Source organism: Nocardia arseniciresistens, from assembly GCF_046764875.1.
GTDB lineage: Bacteria > Actinomycetota > Actinomycetes > Mycobacteriales > Mycobacteriaceae > Nocardia > Nocardia arseniciresistens.
In genome coordinates this window covers 49,465-68,317 of sequence record NZ_JBKORD010000008.1, presented here as the reverse complement: position 1 = coordinate 68,317, position 18,853 = coordinate 49,465, and the positions used below count along the sequence as shown (strand labels likewise).

At 65.5% G+C, this 18,853-nt stretch carries 21 protein-coding genes; 7 read left to right on the top strand and 14 right to left on the bottom strand.

The genetic code is table 11. The features are described 5' to 3' along the window. The first annotated feature begins 250 nt into the window (after positions 1-250). The 3 genes from ACLMAJ_RS16160 to ACLMAJ_RS16150 are packed head-to-tail and all read left to right on the top strand — an operon-like array spanning position 251 to position 968. Positions 251-436, top strand: a complete 186-nt coding sequence (locus ACLMAJ_RS16160) for a hypothetical protein (protein ID WP_412014514.1) — start codon at positions 251-253, stop codon at positions 434-436. Beyond that, positions 436-756 carry a hypothetical protein gene (locus ACLMAJ_RS16155; protein ID WP_412014513.1) on the top strand — a complete coding sequence of 107 codons (321 nt, stop codon included), beginning with the start codon at positions 436-438 and terminating at the stop codon, positions 754-756. The genes ACLMAJ_RS16160 and ACLMAJ_RS16155 overlap by 1 nt, the downstream gene beginning before the upstream one ends. 5 nt (positions 757-761) lie before the next feature. Further along, positions 762-968 carry a hypothetical protein gene (locus tag ACLMAJ_RS16150; RefSeq protein ID WP_412014512.1) on the top strand — a complete coding sequence of 69 codons (207 nt, stop codon included), beginning with the start codon at positions 762-764 and terminating at the stop codon, positions 966-968. Here ACLMAJ_RS16150 and ACLMAJ_RS16145 read toward each other — a convergent pair. From ACLMAJ_RS16145 to gatC, 3 genes are read right to left on the bottom strand one after another with little or no spacing between them, the layout of a single operon-like run. Then, the gene (locus ACLMAJ_RS16145; RefSeq protein ID WP_412014511.1) at positions 946-1,371 is read right to left on the bottom strand and encodes a hypothetical protein; all 426 of its coding nucleotides are present in this window, start codon (positions 1,369-1,371) and stop codon (positions 946-948) included. The genes ACLMAJ_RS16150 and ACLMAJ_RS16145 overlap by 23 nt on opposite strands. Positions 1,372-1,407: 36 nt before the next feature. Beyond that, complete coding sequence (gene gatA, locus ACLMAJ_RS16140) at positions 1,408-2,889, bottom strand: Asp-tRNA(Asn)/Glu-tRNA(Gln) amidotransferase subunit GatA (protein WP_412014510.1); 1,482 nt, start codon at positions 2,887-2,889, stop codon at positions 1,408-1,410. Next, complete coding sequence (gatC, locus tag ACLMAJ_RS16135) at positions 2,886-3,185, bottom strand: Asp-tRNA(Asn)/Glu-tRNA(Gln) amidotransferase subunit GatC (protein WP_412014509.1); 300 nt, start codon at positions 3,183-3,185, stop codon at positions 2,886-2,888. The genes gatA and gatC overlap by 4 nt, the downstream gene beginning before the upstream one ends. A gap of 365 nt (positions 3,186-3,550) precedes the next feature. On the opposite strand from gatC, the gene ACLMAJ_RS16130 reads away from it, so the two are divergent. Then, the gene (locus tag ACLMAJ_RS16130) at positions 3,551-4,201 is read left to right on the top strand and encodes an ACT domain-containing protein (RefSeq protein WP_412014508.1); all 651 of its coding nucleotides are present in this window, start codon (positions 3,551-3,553) and stop codon (positions 4,199-4,201) included. Positions 4,202-4,304: 103 nt separating this feature from the next. On the opposite strand, the gene ACLMAJ_RS16125 is transcribed toward ACLMAJ_RS16130, so the two are convergent. From ACLMAJ_RS16125 to ACLMAJ_RS16115, 3 genes are all read right to left on the bottom strand, one after another. Continuing rightward, positions 4,305-4,826, bottom strand: a complete 522-nt coding sequence (locus ACLMAJ_RS16125; protein ID WP_412014507.1) for a GNAT family N-acetyltransferase — start codon at positions 4,824-4,826, stop codon at positions 4,305-4,307. 178 nt (positions 4,827-5,004) lie between these two features. Beyond that, positions 5,005-5,349 carry a hypothetical protein gene (locus tag ACLMAJ_RS16120; RefSeq protein ID WP_412014506.1) on the bottom strand — a complete coding sequence of 115 codons (345 nt, stop codon included), beginning with the start codon at positions 5,347-5,349 and terminating at the stop codon, positions 5,005-5,007. A 74-nt stretch (positions 5,350-5,423) separates the two neighbouring features. Further along, complete coding sequence (locus ACLMAJ_RS16115; protein ID WP_412014505.1) at positions 5,424-6,668, bottom strand: AAA family ATPase; 1,245 nt, start codon at positions 6,666-6,668, stop codon at positions 5,424-5,426. 295 nt (positions 6,669-6,963) lie between these two features. On the opposite strand from ACLMAJ_RS16115, the gene ACLMAJ_RS16110 reads away from it, so the two are divergent. Continuing rightward, positions 6,964-7,326 (top strand): hypothetical protein, encoded by a 363-nt coding sequence (locus ACLMAJ_RS16110; RefSeq protein ID WP_412014504.1) that lies wholly within the window; start codon positions 6,964-6,966, stop codon positions 7,324-7,326. Here ACLMAJ_RS16110 and ACLMAJ_RS16105 read toward each other — a convergent pair. The 6 genes from ACLMAJ_RS16105 to ACLMAJ_RS16080 all read right to left on the bottom strand — a co-directional run bounded on the left by ACLMAJ_RS16105 (position 7,313) and on the right by ACLMAJ_RS16080 (position 14,962). Beyond that, a complete protein-coding gene (locus ACLMAJ_RS16105; protein ID WP_412014503.1) occupies positions 7,313-8,416 on the bottom strand; it encodes an S-adenosylmethionine:tRNA ribosyltransferase-isomerase in 1,104 nt (367 codons plus the stop codon). The genes ACLMAJ_RS16110 and ACLMAJ_RS16105 overlap by 14 nt on opposite strands. Further along, positions 8,413-9,114 carry an SDR family NAD(P)-dependent oxidoreductase gene (locus tag ACLMAJ_RS16100; RefSeq protein ID WP_412014502.1) on the bottom strand — a complete coding sequence of 234 codons (702 nt, stop codon included), beginning with the start codon at positions 9,112-9,114 and terminating at the stop codon, positions 8,413-8,415. The genes ACLMAJ_RS16105 and ACLMAJ_RS16100 overlap by 4 nt, the downstream gene beginning before the upstream one ends. 90 nt (positions 9,115-9,204) lie before the next feature. Next, on the bottom strand, positions 9,205-11,328 hold the full coding sequence (ligA, locus tag ACLMAJ_RS16095; protein ID WP_412014501.1) for an NAD-dependent DNA ligase LigA: 2,124 nt from the start codon (positions 11,326-11,328) through the stop codon (positions 9,205-9,207). A gap of 106 nt (positions 11,329-11,434) precedes the next feature. Further along, a complete protein-coding gene (locus ACLMAJ_RS16090) occupies positions 11,435-12,496 on the bottom strand; it encodes a methionine synthase (RefSeq protein WP_412014791.1) in 1,062 nt (353 codons plus the stop codon). Between the two features lie 120 nt (positions 12,497-12,616). After that, positions 12,617-13,732: a tRNA 2-thiouridine(34) synthase MnmA gene (gene mnmA, locus ACLMAJ_RS16085; protein ID WP_412014500.1), complete on the bottom strand. Its 1,116-nt coding sequence runs from the start codon at positions 13,730-13,732 to the stop codon at positions 12,617-12,619. A gap of 3 nt (positions 13,733-13,735) precedes the next feature. Then, positions 13,736-14,962: a cysteine desulfurase family protein gene (locus ACLMAJ_RS16080; protein WP_412014499.1), complete on the bottom strand. Its 1,227-nt coding sequence runs from the start codon at positions 14,960-14,962 to the stop codon at positions 13,736-13,738. 753 nt (positions 14,963-15,715) lie between these two features. Between ACLMAJ_RS16080 and ACLMAJ_RS16075 the strand changes: the two genes are divergently transcribed. Next, positions 15,716-16,069: a hypothetical protein gene (locus ACLMAJ_RS16075; RefSeq protein WP_412014498.1), complete on the top strand. Its 354-nt coding sequence runs from the start codon at positions 15,716-15,718 to the stop codon at positions 16,067-16,069. Between the two features lie 36 nt (positions 16,070-16,105). Here the strand turns inward: ACLMAJ_RS16075 and ACLMAJ_RS16070 are convergent, their stop codons facing one another. Next, positions 16,106-16,615: a hypothetical protein gene (locus ACLMAJ_RS16070; RefSeq protein WP_412014497.1), complete on the bottom strand. Its 510-nt coding sequence runs from the start codon at positions 16,613-16,615 to the stop codon at positions 16,106-16,108. Then, positions 16,612-16,899 carry a hypothetical protein gene (locus ACLMAJ_RS16065; RefSeq protein ID WP_412014496.1) on the bottom strand — a complete coding sequence of 96 codons (288 nt, stop codon included), beginning with the start codon at positions 16,897-16,899 and terminating at the stop codon, positions 16,612-16,614. The genes ACLMAJ_RS16070 and ACLMAJ_RS16065 overlap by 4 nt, the downstream gene beginning before the upstream one ends. 517 nt (positions 16,900-17,416) lie before the next feature. Here ACLMAJ_RS16065 and ACLMAJ_RS16060 point away from each other — a divergent pair. Beyond that, positions 17,417-18,331: a pentapeptide repeat-containing protein gene (locus ACLMAJ_RS16060; protein WP_412014495.1), complete on the top strand. Its 915-nt coding sequence runs from the start codon at positions 17,417-17,419 to the stop codon at positions 18,329-18,331. Positions 18,332-18,853 lie beyond the last annotated feature (522 nt).

The following is an 18,853-nucleotide window of genomic DNA, read 5'->3' as shown; positions in this document are numbered from 1 at the left end:
CTCCTGCTGGGGCGCTCTGAGCTGGAGTTACCCGTGGTGGAATTTTGGCATCTCGAGCAAGGAACTGCAATCACGGATATTCCACGAAGGTACGAGCGGGTGTCTACTTGGGCACATACCCGAAACCGGGAAAGCCGTTCTCTACAACGGACATCCGGCAGTGGCTTCGGAACAGCTTGACCGCTGGGTGGCGTGCGTGCCGCGTTTCGCCCCGGTTTCGGGTAACCCATCGACCGTTTAGAGGTGAACTGTGAACACCCTGCCCCGACGAGCCCCGCTGATCGGACCACCGAGCGCCTACGTCGGTGCACCGGCCGACGTGGTCGAGCGTTTCGCCGACGCAGTCCGCGAGTGGGCAGACCGTTCCGCCGAGACGTACCGATGCCGGGGTGTCGAGTCACCCGGCGTCGGGCGTATCAATCGCGAGGGGCAGTGATGCGGCGAGATCGGTTGCGTACCACCGAATCACCCGACGGCAGGAAGGTCGCCACTTGGCAGCTGATACACAGCGGCATCCACATTCTGCGCATCCAGAACCGTGCCGACCCATCCCCCGCATACCGGTGGCCCAGCAAGGAACCGCTGCCCGCGGCCGCGCCGGGCTTGGTGCTGTTCGATGGCACGCCACCGCTGGATCTCGTCTCGGCCCGCGAGGCGTTTCCCGGTCACCTCGATCTGTGGGACACGCTTCGCGACGACTACTGGGCCGCCCTATTGTGCGGAACAGACTCTCCTACACCGGCTTCCGGCGAGTAGGCACGGTGTCCGAGAAAATCCCGTTCCAGCCGAACCGCGACCTCGCGCCATCGGTGCGAATATTGCTCGCGGACTTCAATGCGGACACCGTCCACAAGTTGGCGCTTGCTCCGGTGGACAGTCGGCCGAAGGTCCACCTGGCAGACGGAACGCGCTGCGAAGTGGACGCCGACGGGTGGCCGGACTCGTTCAGAGTGCCGCCAAAGCTGTAGCCGCGACCCAGAGTTCCCGTTCGGTCGGATCGTCCGGCACGCCGCCCTCGGCCGATCGGAACGTCTCCACCATCTCGTCGGGGCGTGCTTCGGACCACTCGGCCATCCAGAGGTTTCCTCGGGCGTCGGCGGTTCGGATCAGCACCGTTTCGGCCACGGTGTGAAATCCGAACCCCCACAATGTTTTACGCGGTGCCTGAGAAAAGATCGACGTCGCCACGTCCTGCATCGACGTGGCGTCCGACGGCGGCATCGGGTGCATCATGACGCCGATCTGATCTGGACCCGCCAGGGTGAAGCCGAAGAACATCGGGACCGAACCCCACTGCTCATGACCGCCGAGCAATCCGTTTGTCAGAGTTCGGATCAGTTCGTCGGATGGATACAAGATGATTCTCGGCATGTGCCTGCGAAACCTTTCGCGAAGCGGTCGACAAGCTCAGATCGCGCCGCGCGCAGCCTCGTACGCGGCACCGACACGGTACAGCCGATCATCGGCGAGAGCAGGGGCCATGATCTGCAACCCGACCGGCATGCCGTCGTCCTCGCTCAACCCGGACGGCACCGACATCGCCGGATGCCCGGCCAAGTTGGTGGGCAGGGTGCACAAGTCCGAGAGGTACATGGCCAAGGGATCGTCGACCTTCTCGCCGAGCTTCCACGGCGTGAACGGGCTGGTCGGGGAGACGAGTACGTCGACCTTCTCGTAGGCGTTGTCGAAGTCGCGCGCGATGAGCGTGCGGACCTTCAATGCCTGGCCGTAGTAGGCGTCGTAGTATCCGGCCGACAATGCGTAGGTGCCGATCATGATGCGGCGCTTGACTTCCGGCCCGAATCCGGCGGCACGAGTGGCGGCCATGACCTGCTCGGCACTGTGCTGGCCGTCGTCACCGACGCGGAGGCCGTAGCGCATGGCATCGAAACGAGCCAGGTTCGAGGACACCTCGCTCGGCATGACCAGGTAGTACGCCGACAGCGCGTATTCGAAGTGCGGGCATGACACTTCGACTACCTCGGCGCCGAGTTCTTTGAGTACCGCTACCGCGGCATCGAACGAGGCGAGCACACCGGGCTGGTAGCTGTCGGAGTGAAGTTCCTTCACCACACCGACTTTCAGTCCGCGCAGATCACCCTTCGCGCCTTCGCGCGCGGCGGCGACCACGGGCGGCACCGCAACTTTGCGCGAGGTGGAGTCGCGTGGGTCGTACCCGGCGATCACCTCGTGCAGCAGCGCGGTGTCGAGGACCGTGCGGCCGCAGGGGCCGCCCTGGTCCAGCGAGGAGGCGCACGCGACGAGACCGTAGCGCGACACCGTGCCGTAGGTCGGCTTGGTGCCGACGGTCGCCGTCACGGCGGCGGGCTGACGGATCGAGCCGCCGGTGTCGGTGCCGATGGCCAGCGGCGCCTGGTTCGAGGCGAGCGCGGCCGCCGAACCACCGCCGGAACCACCGGGAATCCGGTCGGTGTCCCACGGGTTACGGGTCGGGCCGTACGCGGAGTTCTCGGTGGAGGAGCCCATCGCGAACTCGTCCATGTTGGTCTTGCCGAGAATCGGGATGCCCGCCTCGCGCAGCCGGGTGGTCAGCGTCGCGTCGTACGGCGACACCCAGCCCTCGAGGATCTTCGATCCACAGGTGGTCGGCATGTCCGTGGTGGTGAACACATCCTTGAGCGCCAAGGGAACTCCGGCAAGCGGTGACGCGGGCGCGTTGCCGGCGGCCAGCGCGGAATCCACCGCGGCCGCCGCGCTGAGCGCCTGCTCACCCGAGACGTGCAGGAAGGCGTTGATCTCGCCGTCCGCCGCGGCGATCCGATCCAGATGCGCCTGGGTGACCTCGACCGAGGACACCTCGCCACCGTGAATCTTGCCCGCAAGCTCGGCAGCGGACAGTGTGGTCAGGTCCGACCCACTCGTACTCATTCGGCCTCTCCCAGGATCTGCGGCACCAGGAACCGCTGCTCTTCGACCGCGGGGGCGCCCGAGAGCGCCTGCTCCGGAGTCAGGCACGGCACGACCACATCGGGGCGCGTCACGTTCGTCGCCGGATTGGGCGAGGAGGTCGGGGGGACATCGGCGGCGGCGACCTCGGAGATGGTCCGCACGTGGCTCAGGATCGAATCCAACTGACCGGCGAACTGATCCAGTTCGGACTCGGACAGGGCGAGCCTGGACAGCCGGGCGAGGTGTGCGACCTCGTCGCGGGAGATGGCGGGCACCGCGGAACCCCTTTCGGCATTGTTTGGGCGTGCTCAATAGGCACCGCACAGCCTAGCGAGTCGGCACCGTCGCGACTGCTTGCAGGTCGCTCGAAATGGTCGTAGCGACTGCTCGCAGGTCGCTCGAAATGGTCGTAGCGACTGCTCGCAGGCCGCTCGAAATGGTGAACACCCCTGTTCCGCAGGAGCCGGGTGCACGACGACACACCTCACGTACTAGCGTGACACGCCGCATTCGTACGAAATCGCCGAGTGGTATCCGTCACCCGTCGAGCTTCGAGTCGATAACCGGCACTCCGGGGTGTAAGTATTGCCAGACCCGGGTATCCGTTCACAACGCTCGGCTGCCAAGGAAAGGAAAGCACGTGTCATACCTGCTCCGCGTGCAACTTCCAGATCGACCGGGAAGCCTAGGTGCGCTCGCGCTCGCACTCGGCTCCGTCGGTGCTGACATACAGTCGCTGGATGTGGTGGAGCGTGGCGCGGGCTTCGCGATCGACGACCTCGTCGTCGAAGTACCGCAGGGCGCGCTGCCCGACACCTTGATCACCGCCGCCGAATCCATCGGCGACGTGCGTGTGGATTCCATCCGCCCGTACTCGGGTGTGCTGGACACCCATCGCGAACTCGAACTCATCGACCAGGTCGCCGGCGCCCGCGACGACCGGTTGCAGGTGCTCGTCGACGGCGTGCCCCGAGTGCTGCGCGTCGGCTGGAGCACCGTCATCGACATGGGCCCGCAGGGCGCCTACCGAGTCGTCGGCAGCCCCAGCGCACCAGAGACACAAGCGGGTTCGACACCGTGGATGCCGCTGGAGAAGCCCATCGTCTTGGATCCCGAGGCCGACTGGGTCCCCCAGATCTGGTCCGACATGGACACCAAGCTGGCCGCCGCACCACTCGGCAACACCGGCAAGGTGCTGCTGCTCGGGCGACCGGGCGGCCCCGACTTCCGCCCCTCCGAGGTCGCCCGCCTCGGTTACCTGGCGGGCATCGTCGCCACCGTATTGGGTTAGAGACGCGGCGGGGGCAGCACCGCCACCCGGCCCGAATCATCGCGACCACACTCGGTCAGCAACTCGCAGGCGCGGCTACGCACATCATCGGGACCACACCTGATCAGGGAAGTTGCAGGCGCAGCACTGTCAGGTGTTCGCCGGAGGGTGTGCGCCAATCGCGTTCCGGCACAGGGACGAATCCGTAGCGGTCGTAGATTCGGCGGGCGTCGACCATGGCGGGCATGGTGGTGAGTACCACCGCTCCAAAGGATTCCGCGGTGGCCATCTCGATCACCGTGCGTACCAACGACGTTCCCGCGCCGAGACCGCGCGCCGTCTTCGATACCGCGAGCATGCGGAACTCGAGCTCCCCCGGCCTGGCGATTTCCGCGTACGGGGTGCCCGGCCGAGCGACCGTCAACGACCCGACCACCTGATCGTCGTGGGCGGCAACCAGCACCTGTGCCGCAGCCGCCCGGTGGGTGATGTCGGCGAGCTCCGCGGCATACGGACTGCCGGGAATCACGTACCCTTCGCCGACGTACACCTCGACGGTCAGGTCACCGACGGCGTCGTACTCGTCCGATCGCGCGGTCCGAACCACGACCTTCGAGTCATTCGCATCCCTACCGGCAGCACTCATACCGGCATCCTCCCATTCGCCCCGGTGCGCGCTACGTCACAGCCGCTGACCAGTGCCACAGCTCACAGCCACCGAGAACCTCGGTTCCGGACGCGACAGCCATGCGCGCGACGTTCCACCGAACGCGACAACCCACCCGCGCGACGACCACCGGACGAGACTGCATGCCGTGCGACGGTCAACTACCGAGGTCGGGGCGGCCCCCCGGGTCGGTGACCTGGAAGCGATCCGGTTTGCCCGATGGGTAGACGACGGTGAGGTAGTCGCCGATCGATGGCCACGCGTTCGTGTCCCATACGAAGCGGCCGTACACCACCGTGCCGGGGACCGAAGGACCCGTCAGGTTGCCGGTGATGGTCACGAACTGCTCGCCCGTCGCATCGGGCCGTGGGCTCACCCCGGTCAAGTACAGCGAGCCCGTTTCGGCCTGTGCGGGCTCGACCCCCCGGCGTCCACGCAGGTAGATCACGAGCCAGCCGACCAACGCGGTGACCATGATCAGCAACATCCCGAACTCCAGCATGCCAACCATGCTATTGGCCCGGGCGCGACGAACGATCCCGCCATGGCCTCGACAGGCTCACCGATCTCGGGCGACTACAGCGCCGCGAGCTCGCTGGACCCGCTCTCGGTACGACGCACGTGCCAGACGGCGGTGCGGGTTCGTTGCGAACGGCCGTTGCCTCGGTCGATCAGGGTTCGGCTCTTCGTGGTGAAGATCAATTGCGCGCCACGGGAATTGGTTTCCGGGTTCTGGAAGAGCTGGATCAGGCGGTCGGCCTCTTCGGTGGAAAGATCGGCGTCGATGTCGTCGATCGCGAGCACGCGGCCGGAGTCGAGTGCGTCGAGCATGGTCGGGAGCAGGCGCAACATCGAGAGTGTCGCGGTGGATTCGTCGGTGATGTCGAAAGCGTTGTCGATGCCGGCGTGCACCAGGTTCAGGCCGACGCCGCGGCGGGCGACCATGCGGGTGTAGAGGGCATCGCGCGCGGATTTCAGGTTGCTCAGTTCCCGGTCGAGCATGAGCTCGGTAATTCCGTTCTCCCGCAGCAGTTTATCGGCGTGCCCCGGCGAGGACGCGCACAGTTCGAGCTGCTTGGCGGTCTCCGCGATATCGACGTCCATGTCACGGAGATAGTCCGCGTACAGCGGGTCGTTCTCCGCGATCAGCAGATCGGTGATGCCCAGGTCGGCGGTACGCAGCAACATGAGTAGCCGCACCGCATTGTCACCGGACGCCGAGACATGGCTGCCGAGTCGATGCGCGACCGCGGACGCCTGCGCGGGACCCTGCTGCACCTCGAGCATCGCGGAGAACCAGCGATAGGCGGGTACCAGCGCCTCGGCATACATCTGCCCGGCGAGACTGAGCAACAAGGCATTCGGGCGCACCAGCGGAATCAGTGCGGCGATGCCGTAGCGCGCGGCCTCGAACATCGGCCCGATCTTGATCTGTTCCCCATTGCGCTCGAATACGATTCGCTTACGCGAGCGTGGATGCGCGTGCAGCCATTCCGCCGTGACATCCGCGTTGTCCAACTGGAAGCCATAGGTATACGGAACGCCCTCGGCGACAAAACCCGCAACGAATTCCGAAGGGCGATCGGGAAAACCCAGGTGCGGCGATCGCACCGGCCCCGCGTACGGATCCCACCCCGTCACCGAATTCAACACCGCATCCCGCATCTGCTCCAGCGCGTCGATCAGGCTCGTCTTGCCCGCGGCACCCGCACCGTGCACCCCGGTCACCGGCACCGCCACCGGTCCACTCCCCCGGCTCAATCGCAACTCCTGCCGATCCGCCAACGATCTATGGTTCGTCACCTGAAAACTCCGCAGCATCCCGTCATCCTGTCGTCTCCCGCACCGACCCGCGACACCGCCACCTCGGACACCGCCGTCGCCCCTCGAATCGGCCGCTCCAACCCGCGGAAAACGCGCTATCGGCAGCCGCGGCAGCAAACGGCCGCGAGCCCGATGCGCATCGCTACCACACGTCGACAGCGGATTCTGGCTTTCTTCGCAGGTACCCGAGGCATTCGTGGTGCGAACAGTCGGCCCGGCGCGTTAGCATGCTGGCGCCACGGTTCCTCGGTGGCGCTGATTGTTGTAACTATTTTCGATTGGATGAGTAGCGATGGAAATGACCGTTCGTCGTCTTATGGTCCGAAGCTCCATCGTCGCCGCCCTCGGCCTCGGGTCGATTGTCGTGGCCGCCCCCCAGGCCATTGCCGACGCACCGTGCTCGGACGGTACGGCGCGGCTCTTTTTCACCAACGAGACAAATACCTGTCAGGGTGGCGGCACGGTCAGTTTCGACGGATCGCCCGCGATCTCCAAGGTGTGCTCGATGAGTTCGGCCCACGTCGTTGTGGATGCGACCATCAAGATTTCCAAGAAAAAGAACACCACGCAGCATCTCGATCTCAGCAACGGTCAATGCGGGCGGCTCGACGTCGGCAGTCAGCTCGACGCCACTGTGACGATCACCCCGTCCTGACGCCGAAGAGCAGGGCGCTGTCGCCGAACTCGTGCCAGAGGTAAGCGGCGTCGAGAGCCGTCGCGTATGCCTCGTGGATTGCGGGCTCGCCCGCCACCGCGACCAGTAGGTCCAGGTGCGACGCGCCGGGGGCGTGCCAGCCGGTGATGATGCCGTCGACCGTGCGAGCGGGGCGGTCCTGGCCGAGCACCAGGTCGGTCCAGCCACGGCCGGGGTGGACTCGTCCGGTGTGGTCCGCGGTGGTTTCCAGGGCCCTGGTCACCGTGGTGCCCACGGCGATGACGCGGCCTCCTGCCGCCTTGGTGTCGTTGACCCTGCGAGCGGTCGCGGCGCAGACGGCGAAGCGCTCAGGGCTCGGCGGTTCGCCCGTTTCCGGTGAGGACACTCCGGTGTGCAATGTGATCGGCGCGATCGCGACTCCCGAACTCACCAGATCCAGCACCAGACGCTGCGTGAACGGCCTTGCCGCGCTGGGCATTTCCGCGCTGCCGGGGATGCGGCCGAAGACGGTCGTGTAGTACGACGCCGACCAGCGCTGTGGCACATACGAATAGGTAATCGGATAGCCGGACCGCTCGAGCAGTCGTTGCGGATCCGTATCGAGGTCGGCGATCCACAGTCGATGCGCACCCGGTAGCCATGGCTCACGCAGGGTGGCACTCGCGGCGTCCGGCAACCGAATTCGGGTCCCCGTCACGAGACCTCCCACCGGGAAGGGAGTGCGATCGATCGTGCGGACTTCCACCACCCAGCGTCCGGCGCGACCACCGAAAGCGCTTGCGGCACCTATGTCCGACACTGCGGGGCCGGGTTCAGCGGGTCCATCGAGCCACGTGGAAAGGTGCAGCGTGACCGGCTTGCCGTCGATCGTTCCGTCGACGGCCGCGGATAGGGTCGCCGAATTATTCACCACCACAAGGTCACCCGGGTTCAGATGCTGCGGTAGCTCACGAAATCTGGCGTGGGTGAGCTGATCCGAGTACACCAGCATTCTGACCTCGTCGCGCGCCAACCCACGAGCCTCCGGCGGTGCGACAGCGTTACGTTCGGGCGGCAGGACTCGGGCCCAGTCGGCGAGAACAGACGTCATCTGGCCACTCCGGTCGCGAAATCGGCTGCGGTATAGCGCCCGTTCTTCGGCCGTTCCTCGATCAACCGCAGCAATGTGGGGACAACGGTCTCAGGCAAGGGGATGCCGGAAATATCGGTACCGGGAAACGCGGCCTGGTGCATTTCGGTGCGCATATCGCCGGGATCGAACGCATATATCGACACCTGCGGGTTCTCGGCGGCCAGGATGGCAGTGAGCTGATCGAGTGCCGCCTTCGAGGAACCGTATCCACCCCAGTCCGGGTACGGTTCGACGCCCGCGTCAGAGCTGATGTTCACCAGCACGCCACCACCGGCCCGCAGCAACGGCAGGGTGAACTGTGCGATAGCAAGCGGGGCAAAGACATTGGTGCGATATACCGACTCCAGCTCGTCGAGCGCGTAGTCCGCGAGCCGAGGCATCGGACTCGGGCCGAGCCTGCTCGCGTTGTTCACGACGACCTCGAGGTCTCCGACGCGGCGCGCGGTATCAGCCAACTCCGCCCGGTACCCGGGTTCGGTGACGTCGCCGGGCACCGCAAGCAAAGCGTCACCGAGTTCGGCTCGCACGCGTTCGAGCCGGTCGGCTCGGCGAGCGGTACCGATCACCTGCCAGCCGCGCCCGACCAGCGAACGAGCGAGTGCGAGCCCGAATCCTGCTGAAGCACCTGTGATGAGAGCGGTGGGACGGTGAACCATGGTGAACTCCTGATAGTTGCCTACCACTCGATCCTCGTACCTGAATCGCGGTTGAGGTCAAGAAATGTTCACCCTGGGCGAGCACCGGTCCTACTCCGCCGCCTCAGCGTCCTCGGTTGCGGTGTCCTCCGCGCCCGGCGTCACCGCATCCGCTCCTTCTTCGAGCAGTCGCCGGAAGCCGTCCTCGTCGAGAATCGGCACACCGAGTTCCTCCGCCTTGGCGGCCTTGGTACCCGGAGACTCACCGATCACCACGAACGCCGTCTTTTTCGAGACCGAGCCGGACGCCTTTCCACCGCGCACCAGGATCGCCTCCTTCGCCCCATCCCGTGAGAACCCTTCCAGCGAACCCGTCACCACGATCGACAAACCCTCCAGCGTGCGCTGGACGGACTCGTCGCGTTCGTCTTCCATTCGCACGCCCGCGGCCCGCCACTTGTCGACGATCTCGCGATGCCAGTCGACGGTGAACCATTCCGCGGCGGCGGCGGCGATCGTCGGGCCGACGCCATCTGCAGCGCCGAGTTCCTCCGCCGATGCGTCCTGAATGCGGTCGAGGCTGCCGAATTCCCTGGCGAGTATGCGTGCGGCGGTCGGGCCGACGTGCCGGATGGACAGCGCGACCAGCACCCGCCACAGCGGGCGATTCTTGGCGGCTCGCAGGTTGTCGAGTAGTCGTTTGCCGTTCGCGGACAGGCCGCCGTCCTTGTTCGCGAACAGCGCGGTGGTCAGCAGCCGCTCCTCGGTGAGGTCGAACAGATCCCCTTCGTCGGTGATCGCATTCGACTTCAGCAGTTCGTTGGCGGCCTCGTACCCGAGCGACTCGATATCGAAGGCACCGCGGCCCGCGACATGGAACACCCGCTCGCGCAGCTGGTCGGGACAGAACTGCTGGTTCGGGCAGCGGATGTCGGCGTCGCCCTCCTTCTGCGGTGCGAGCTCGGTGCCACAGGCCGGGCAGTGCACCGGCATCACGAACTCACGTTCCGCGCCGGTCCGTGCGTCGACCACCGGACCGAGCACCTCGGGGATCACATCGCCCGCCTTGCGGATGGTGACCGTATCGCCGATCAGCACACCCTTGCGCTTGACCTCTGACGCATTGTGCAGCGTCGCCATCGCCACCGTGGAACCCGCGATGGAAACCGGCTCCATCACCGCGAACGGGGTGACGCGACCGGTGCGGCCGACATTGACCTCGATGTTCAGCAGTTTGGTCGTCGCCTCTTCCGGCGGGTACTTGTAGGCGATCGCCCAGCGCGGTGCCCGCGAGGTCGAGCCGAGGCGGCGTTGCAACGACATCTCGTCGACCTTGATCACCTGGCCGTCGATCTCGTGCTCGATATCGTGGCGGTGCTCTCCCCAATAGGTGACACGGTCGATCACCGCGTCGATGCCCTGTACCTGCCTGGTGTGCTCGGATACCGGCAAGCCCCACGCCGCGAGCGCGCGATACGCCTCGTGCTGCGAGGCCGGGGCGTATCCCTCGATACGCCCGAAACCGTGGCAGATCATCCGCAGCCTGCGCCGCGCGGTCACCGCAGGATCCTTCTGCCGCAGCGATCCCGCCGCGGTGTTGCGCGGGTTCGCGTACGGCGGCTTGCCCTCCGCCACGATGGCGGCATTGAGCGTCTGGAAATCCTCCAGCCGGAAATACACCTCGCCGCGCACCTCGAGCAGGTCGGGAACCGGGAACTCGGCGCTCGACCGCAGCTCGCCGGGGATGTCCTCGATGGTGCGGGCGTTGAGCGTGACGTCCTCACCGGTGCGTCCATCACCACGAGTCGCACCACGCACCAGCCGCCCCTTCTCGTACACCAGGTTCAGGGCGACACCGTCGATCTTCACCTCGCACAGATAGTGCAGGTTCGGCCCGGTCTCGGCCTCCACCCGGCTCGCCCAGGTGCGCAGCTCATCGAAGTCGAACACGTTGTCCAGCGACAGCATCCGCTCGAGGTGGTCGACCGCGGTGAAATCCGTCGCGAACCCGCCGCCGACCAGCTGGGTCGGCGAATCGGGTGTACGCAGATCGGGATGGCGCTCCTCCAACGCCTGCAACTGCCGCAACAAAGCGTCGAACTCGCCGTCGGTGATGATCGGCGCATCCCGCACGTAGTAGCGGAACTGGTGCTCGCGAACCTCATCTGCAAGCCGCTGCCACTCCACCCGCTGCTCCGCCGCCGCCGGGACCGCCACATCGTCGCTGTCGTTCACGCAACGCACATTAGCCGAGCCCACCGACATCTCGATGGCACGTTCCCGCACGTCGCCGCCCCGATCGCAGGATTTTCGATGAACGTCCGGCACGTGGCACACCGGGTCAGTCGAAGGTCAGCGATTCCGGTTCTTCGGCGTAGGCGCGGGCCACTTCGGCGGACAAGCGGAGCGCTTTGCGTGCCCACTCGAGCGGAGCACCCGCCAAGCCGCAAGCGGGGCTGACCACTATCTGATCGGCGAGGGTCTTACGCGTGAAGCCGAGCCGGTCGACGAGGCGGACGCCGGGTTCGGCGAAATTACGCCAGGTGACCGGATCGGAGGGAGCCGCCGATGGCACCAGTCCGAGCACCAATCGCTTTCCGGTGTCGAGGATTTCGCCGATCTGGTCGAGTTCGCGAGTGCCGATGGTCGCCATATCGAAGCCGATGGCCGCGGCGGCGCTGCCGCGCAGGAAGGCCAGTGCGGGCGGTGCGGCGCAGCTGTGCAGCAATACCGGTGCGGATTGTGCGGTGATCACGGCATCCAGCACCGCGAGTGCCTCGGGTTCCGGCATCGCGCGAACGGTATTCAGGATGCTCGGTCCGCTCAGCGAACCCTCCAACACCACGTTCAACGACGGTTCGTCCAGTTGCAGAACCACTTCCGCGCCGAGCCGCTTGCGGACCTCGGCCACATGCTGGGCGAGTCCCTCGGCCAGCGATTCCGAAACATCGCGCACCGCACCGGGATCGGTGAGGATGCGGTGTCCGCCGGGTAGCTCGACCTGGGCTGCGAGGGTCAGTGGTCCGGTGGCCTGCACCTTGACCATGCGGCCGGTCCCCGCCGAACCCGATGTCTCCCAAGCTTCTTCGAGCGCGTCGAGATCCGCCCTGAGCAGGTCCTTGGCGCGACGGGACGCGGCTCCCGGTCGCGCGGCCAGCCGATAGCCACGGGTGGTGGTATCGAATCGCATATCGACGAGCAGGGCGGAAACCCGGCCGAGCATGTCCGATCCGACGCCGCGGCCAGGCAACTCCACCAGATGCGCGAGGTCGGGCAACTCACCGATGATGGTGGCCGCTGCCTCGCGCGGATCGGTACCAGGCCATGAGCCGACAGCCGTCGCGATGCCGCCGGGGATGCGCACCGGTCGCTTCGCGTCGACTTCGCCTGTTTTCTGGGCGATCTCGCTCACCGTGCCACCTCTGTACAAGGCTCGCGCCTCATCGTGTGTTGCACCCCGACGCATGCCTGGGTGACGAAAAGGATGCCTGTGCATGTCGCCGGTGCGGTGCACCGGCGACGGTCACCGCGTCGCGCTCGCGCCGCTCACCACGTCGGACTCGTCGCGAACCGTGCCGGAGATAGTGCCACTGCCGATCACCTGATCGCCCTCGGTATCGGGCTGGTACAGCACGACGGCCTGACCGCGGGCTACACCGGTGAGCGGCTCGCGCAGGCGCACCGTCAGACCGTCGCCGACGGCTTCGGCGATCGCGGGCGCCATGCCGCCGTGGGCACGCACCTGCACAACGCACTCGATCGGCCCGACCGGCGCAGCACCCGAAGTCCAGATCGCGCGATCGGCCTGAACGCCCCAGACCTGAAGGTCCTCGGCCGAGCCGACGCGCACAGTGCCCGAGCCGGGATCAATATCGGTGACGTAGCGCGGCTTGCCGTCGGCGGCGGGACCCGGCAGACCGAGACCCTTGCGCTGGCCGATCGTAAACCCGTGCACGCCTTCGTGGTTCGCGAGTACCTGGCCGTCATTGTCGACGACGGCACCGGGCCGGATGCCGATCTTGGCGCCGAGGAACGCGCGCGTGTCACCGGAGGGGATGAAGCAGATGTCGTGACTGTCGGGCTTGTTCGCCACCGCGAGGCCACGCTCGGCGGCTTCTTCGCGGATCTGCGGCTTGGGCGTATCGCCCACCGGGAACATAGCCCGCGAAAGCTGTTGCGCGGTCAACACGGCCAGCACGTAGGACTGATCCTTGTCGGCGTCGACAGCACGGCGCAACACACCGTCCTCGAGCCGCGCGTAGTGCCCGGTGACCACGGCGTCGAAGCCGAGCGCCTCCGCGCGGTCCGCGAGCGCGGAGAACTTGATCTTCTCGTTGCAGCGCAGGCACGGATTCGGCGTCTCGCCCGCCGCGTAGGCCGCGACGAAATCGTCGATCACGTCTTCCTTGAAGCGATCGGCGAAATCCCAGACGTAGAAAGGGATTCCGAGCACGTCGGCGGCGCGTCGCGCGTCACCGGCGTCCTCCTTCGAGCAGCAGCCGCGCGCACCGGTGCGCAGCGTGCCCGGTGTCGCCGACAGCGCGAGATGCACACCGACCACCTCGTGACCAGCGTCGACAGCACGTGCCGCCGCCACAGCCGAATCCACGCCACCACTCATTGCGGCAAGTACTCGCATAAGTCAGACACCTCCCTTCGCACCGGCCAGGCCCGCGGCCCTTGCTCGCTGCACCACCTGGGGCAATACCGTCATCAACGCGTCCACATCGGCGCGGGTCGAGGTGTGCCCCAACGAAAATCGCAATGAACCACGCGCCTGCCACGGCTCGATGCCCATGGCGATCAGCACATGACTCGGCGTGGCGACGCCCGCGTTGCACGCCGACCCGGTCGAGCACTCGATCCCCGCCGCGTCCAGCAGCATCAGCAACGAATCGCCCTCGCATCCGGGGAAAGTGACGTGTACGTTGCCCGGCAGTCGTTGGTCGCCTTCTGGACCGTTGAGCACCATATCGGGCACGATGTCGCGGATCCGTTCGATCAGATCGTCACGCAGTCCGGTCAGCTCGACGGTGCGGGTCGGCAACTCGGCGACGGTCTCGCGCAGTGCGGTGGCCAGGCCGACGGCCGAAGCGGTATCGGAGGTGCCCGAACGCAGGTCCCGTTCATGCCCACCGCCGTGCAGCAACGGCACACACGGCACCTGCCTGCCGAGCAGCAGCACCCCGACCCCGTGCGGGCCACCGACCTTGTGTCCGGCGAAACTTGCCGCCGAGAGCCCGCTCGCGGCGAAGTCGATGGGTAGCTGGGCCGCGGCCTGGATGGCATCACTGTGGATGGGCACACCGAATTCCTGTGCCACAGAGACCAATTCGCGGATCGGCTGGATAGTCCCGACCTCGTTGTTCGCCCACATGACGGTGACGACCGCGACTTCGTCGACATATTCGGCCAGCGCGGCTCGCAGCGCGCGCGGCGACACCACGCCGTCGGCGTCCACCGGCAGCCAGGTCACCTGTGCGCCCTCGTGCCGCTCCAGCCACTCGACCGTATCGATGACCGCGTGATGCTCGGTCGAGCCCGCGATAATGCGCGTCCGGCGCGGATCGGCATCGCGGCGGGCCCAATAGATGCCCTTGATCGCCAGATTATCGCTCTCGGTGCCACCCGAAGTGAAGATCACCTCGGAGGGCCGTGCGCCGAGATTCGCGGCGATCGACTCGCGCGCCTCCTCCAGCACACGACGGGCCGCACGCCCCGAACCGTGCAGCGACGACGCATTTCCCACAAGTCCGAGGACAGCCGTCATCGCCTCGATCGCGGCGGGCAACATCGGTGTGGTCGCCGCATGATCGAGGTAGACCGTGTTGGGCGCACCGTTGAGCGGACCCGAAAAACCCGACTTCATGACCGACAAAGCCTATACCACCGCTGACCTGGTCATCTTCTGGGTCCACCCATGCTTTCTACGATTTGCACACGATCCACAACCCGAGTGTCGGTGCCGAATATTCCCCGACGCGGTCCACCAAGGGGTCTACGACCAGGCCACAGAGGCACGGAGTTAGCGCGTCGGAACCGCCACTTCGCCTCGACGCGGCTCATCCGAGGTATCGACCGGAACGGATCCGCCGTCTTCGAACTCACGGCGACAGCGGCTGGAACACACCTGCCCGTGCACGGTCTCCGCCTACCGAATCGGACTACAGCGTTCCACTGCGTCGAACGCTGGCGCCGCGCGAAATCGACGGCCAACAAACCTGACTCCACTCGCAACGCTGCGGGGCGATCTGACCGGATCCGCACCCGGGTTCGTCTGGATTACCTGAATCCCGTAGCAGCGCCAGCCGGGCCTGATTCTTCGGGTATCAGTGGCGGCATCATCAACCTGTTCCAGCGCTTCCCAATGCGGATATCGGAGTAACCGCAGCTGTGAGGGCTATCTATCGGTGACGCCGGGTCCAAGGAGACGCCACCGACAGATCACCCCTACCAGGAGATATGCCGAACTTCGTTGGATTCTCGGCGAGTACCAGCGGAACCCCGCCTTCATGGTCATGGGCTCGAGTATCCACCGGTGCACCGACTGGCAACACGGAACACACGGCCGGACAAGGTGATTCGCCGCGTTCACGACGCGGCTTCCGGCACGATGGGAGGGATGACAACCGAACAGAATTCCGCACCCACCTCTCTCGTGGGACCGGTTCGATACGACCTTCATGTGTTCGTTCCGGCGGACGAAGAGCGCGACGACGGTGTCGACTTCACCGTCAATGCGCTGTCTGTGCCCCGTGTCGACGACGAACTCACCTTCGAAAGCGACGATTCCTTACTGGTGGTCAAGGTGGCGCATGTGAATCACTGGTTCTTCTCGACGAAGGACGAGCCACCCCGGCGCACGATCAGTATGGTCGCCCACTCGTACCCCAAGTTCGACGATCTCGTCAGAAGGCTGCGGAAAGACACCGAAATCGACCGATGGATCTCTTCGTTCACGATGCTCGAAAGATAGGTCTGATCCGTACATCTGATGGGTGGGCCATTTAGGCTAACCGGTCCCGGAGCCGTCGCCGGTAGGCGCGTTGTCGGCAGGCGTTGGTGCAGTCTGTCGCGGGCGACCTATCCCGTCGAGGCCGTAGACGCGGCCAGTCGGCATCTCACACGGGCACGCTGTACAGACCCTGAAGCCAAGTGGCTCGGTGTAGCCGTGCCAGTCGCACCAGATCAATCCGTCCGACCTGTGTTTGGCACCTATGCCGAGACGGATCTGCGCCAGCTTGCGCGCCACTTCCATACGTGCGGGCAGGACAGGGCCAGTGAACTCGAGACGGTCAGCCACCATCTTGAGCCATTCGAGCGCTACCGTGCCGTGGACAAGATCACTGTGGGCCAGGCCGTCAACCCAACAGCTCAGCTGTTCGATAGTCGGCGGCCCGAGGCCCTCGCTCCATTGCGCGCTGTTGAACGCCTCGGTGGCTGCTGCGTGGAACTCGATGATGTCGACGTTGTCGGCGGCGAGCTCCTCGATGCGGTCGCGGCGGACAGGACGGCGAGTCACAGTGCCTCCTCGGGCCGGTCCGTCTCCTCTACAGGTGCGGTTGCCTGGTCGCCGCCGCCTTGAATCGCTGGGCCTCCGGAGCTTTTGCGGAACCCGAAAGCTTGAGCAAAAGACGCGAAGACCGCAGGGATATCCTGCTTCTCCGCTCGGAGCAGGGCAACAGCGGTTATCCCGACCACGGCGAGGACAAGGATCAGCAACGGCCACAGACCCGCCGCCAGGAGCGACGAGACGACCGAAAGCCCTCGGCGCGGCGCCGAGGGCTTGGTGGGTGAATCAGTCATAGGGGTGACGCCGCAGGACTGGGCGATCTCGGCCATGGTGAAAGCCCTCTGTCGATATCCGAACTCGACTGCACTGATGTCCGCACTCCCAGCACACCCGGTAGCCACGTGAATTGATCAGGTAGTTGCGTCGTTCAGCCGGGCTCGGCACTGCCTAGGTTTGGTGAAGTCGACTTTTCCAGATTCCGCGCCACTGCTCCTCACGCCCCACAATGGCCGGGACCGACGGTACTGGTTGTGGTCGGCGCGGCATCGGCCCGGCCGCGAGGCTCCGCCGGGACGCGCTGAGATCCCGCTTTTCACGCCCACCCATCGAGTTCCTCGGAGTTGCCTATGAGTCCGATTCAGCCGCCCCCACTGGCGACAACAGCAAATCCAGCGCTCAACGATCAGCCCGAATCGGGCTAATTCACCTGTAACAGAACATATTTCGTGCGATTCTGGAAGTGTGAGCGGGCGTACGCGCAAGGTCAAGTCAATCGCCCTTGGGTGCGCAGTCGCAACTGTGCTGTCAGCAGTGACCGCCCTCGTGATCTTCGGGCCGCTGATTCTAGTCGATGTGGACGGCGTTGCCGCTCACCCCTCAGCACAAGAGGTGCTACAAGCACGGTCTACGGCCCGCACCACCATCGTGCAGACACTCGGTGGCCTGATCGTCGTCTTCGGTGCCTACATGACGTGGCGGCAGTTTCTCCTGAGCAGTCGCAAAACCGAGGAGGAAATCCGGCTCAGCGAGCTGGGCCGATTGACTGAACGCATGACCCAGGCCGTAGGACAGCTCGGAAGCCCTGAACCGGCAGTCCGAGTCGGTGGCGTATATGCACTAGGCCGGATAGCCGATGAATCCGAGCACGATCGGGAACCGATCCGGCAAATTCTGGCAGCATATGTCCGTACCCACGCTGCGGTCGAGCAACGGCCGGTCCGACTGGTCGATCGGCTGGTGGTTCGGCGACCCGACGTCCAGGCAGCACTGACAGTCCTGGGGCGTGGTAATCCAACTCCGAATCGCGTCTCCTGGCTGTCGTTGGAACTCACCGGAACCGACCTCCGCCGAGCAGAGTTGACCAACAGTGACCTCCGGCGGACCCGGTTTGTGGACTGCCTACTCACTAGAGCAGACATGGAGGGCGCGGACCTACGAGGGTGCGATTTGCGACGCGCCGACCTCGGAACGCCGGGAGACGACCTCGCGGCCTTACGAAACGCTCGCGCCAACATGCTGACCTGGTGGCCAGACGGATTCGAACCCGCTGCCGCTGGCGTGCTAATCGACCCCGGTCTGGCCGGAGCGGACCTCTGCTCCGCAGACCTACGGGGCCGGAACCTCGTTGGTATCGATCTCTCCGGTGCGATCACTAACACCTATACGATCTGGCCATCAGGATTCGACTGGCGCGCCGCTGGAGTCGTGGAGTTCGACGGCGCCTGACCCTCGCCATTCGTTGTGCAGCAACAATGTTCGGTGGCCCTGCCCGTCGCTTTCACTGTCGATGTCGCGATCACCGTAATCCGCGTTCCGCGTAATTCGGTTCGGCTAGAGCATCGGCACACCCACTCACCTGCACGTTTGCCGAGTCTGCCCGAAATTCCCGGGTCTGGCCCGTGGGGCCCATCCGGATCGAGGACATCTGATGCTCATCCCCACCACGCAGATATCTCAGGCACCGGCACCGGCACCGGCCCGAAAGCTCGCGAGGGTCTTGAGCTCGATGAGGTACTCAATGCGGGCGGCTACGCCCGGATGAGCGGCTGACGCCAAAAGATCACCGGCTCCCGGACGAGATCCACGAGTGCAAGGTTCGCATGGCTCCGCTGCCCAGCGGCGCGATTTCCCAGTGCCTGTCGAGGATCGTTCTTCGTTTTACCGACGCCGACCTCATCTCATCGAAACCCCAGGTCGTTCGAACTTCGGGTGTTGATCAATCGTGTCGAAAACCGCTGCTGGACAGTT

Bases quoted from the DNA above. Each gene is read 5' to 3' on its own strand.
- ACLMAJ_RS16155 (WP_412014513.1), top strand. From the start codon at position 436: ATGCGGCGAGATCGGTTGCGTACCACCGAATCACCCGACGGCAGGAAG.
- ACLMAJ_RS16145 (WP_412014511.1), bottom strand. From the start codon at position 1,371: ATGCCGAGAATCATCTTGTATCCATCCGACGAACTGATCCGAACTCTG.
- gatA (WP_412014510.1), bottom strand. From the start codon at position 2,889: ATGAGTACGAGTGGGTCGGACCTGACCACACTGTCCGCTGCCGAGCTT.
- ACLMAJ_RS16125 (WP_412014507.1), bottom strand. From the start codon at position 4,826: ATGAGTGCTGCCGGTAGGGATGCGAATGACTCGAAGGTCGTGGTTCGG.
- ACLMAJ_RS16120 (WP_412014506.1), bottom strand. From the start codon at position 5,349: ATGCTGGAGTTCGGGATGTTGCTGATCATGGTCACCGCGTTGGTCGGC.
- ACLMAJ_RS16115 (WP_412014505.1), bottom strand. From the start codon at position 6,668: ATGCTGCGGAGTTTTCAGGTGACGAACCATAGATCGTTGGCGGATCGG.
- ACLMAJ_RS16110 (WP_412014504.1), top strand. From the start codon at position 6,964: ATGGAAATGACCGTTCGTCGTCTTATGGTCCGAAGCTCCATCGTCGCC.
- ACLMAJ_RS16105 (WP_412014503.1), bottom strand. From the start codon at position 8,416: ATGACGTCTGTTCTCGCCGACTGGGCCCGAGTCCTGCCGCCCGAACGT.
- ACLMAJ_RS16100 (WP_412014502.1), bottom strand. From the start codon at position 9,114: ATGGTTCACCGTCCCACCGCTCTCATCACAGGTGCTTCAGCAGGATTC.
- mnmA (WP_412014500.1), bottom strand. From the start codon at position 13,732: ATGCGAGTACTTGCCGCAATGAGTGGTGGCGTGGATTCGGCTGTGGCG.
- ACLMAJ_RS16080 (WP_412014499.1), bottom strand. From the start codon at position 14,962: ATGAAGTCGGGTTTTTCGGGTCCGCTCAACGGTGCGCCCAACACGGTC.
- ACLMAJ_RS16075 (WP_412014498.1), top strand. From the start codon at position 15,716: ATGACAACCGAACAGAATTCCGCACCCACCTCTCTCGTGGGACCGGTT.
- ACLMAJ_RS16065 (WP_412014496.1), bottom strand. From the start codon at position 16,899: ATGACTGATTCACCCACCAAGCCCTCGGCGCCGCGCCGAGGGCTTTCG.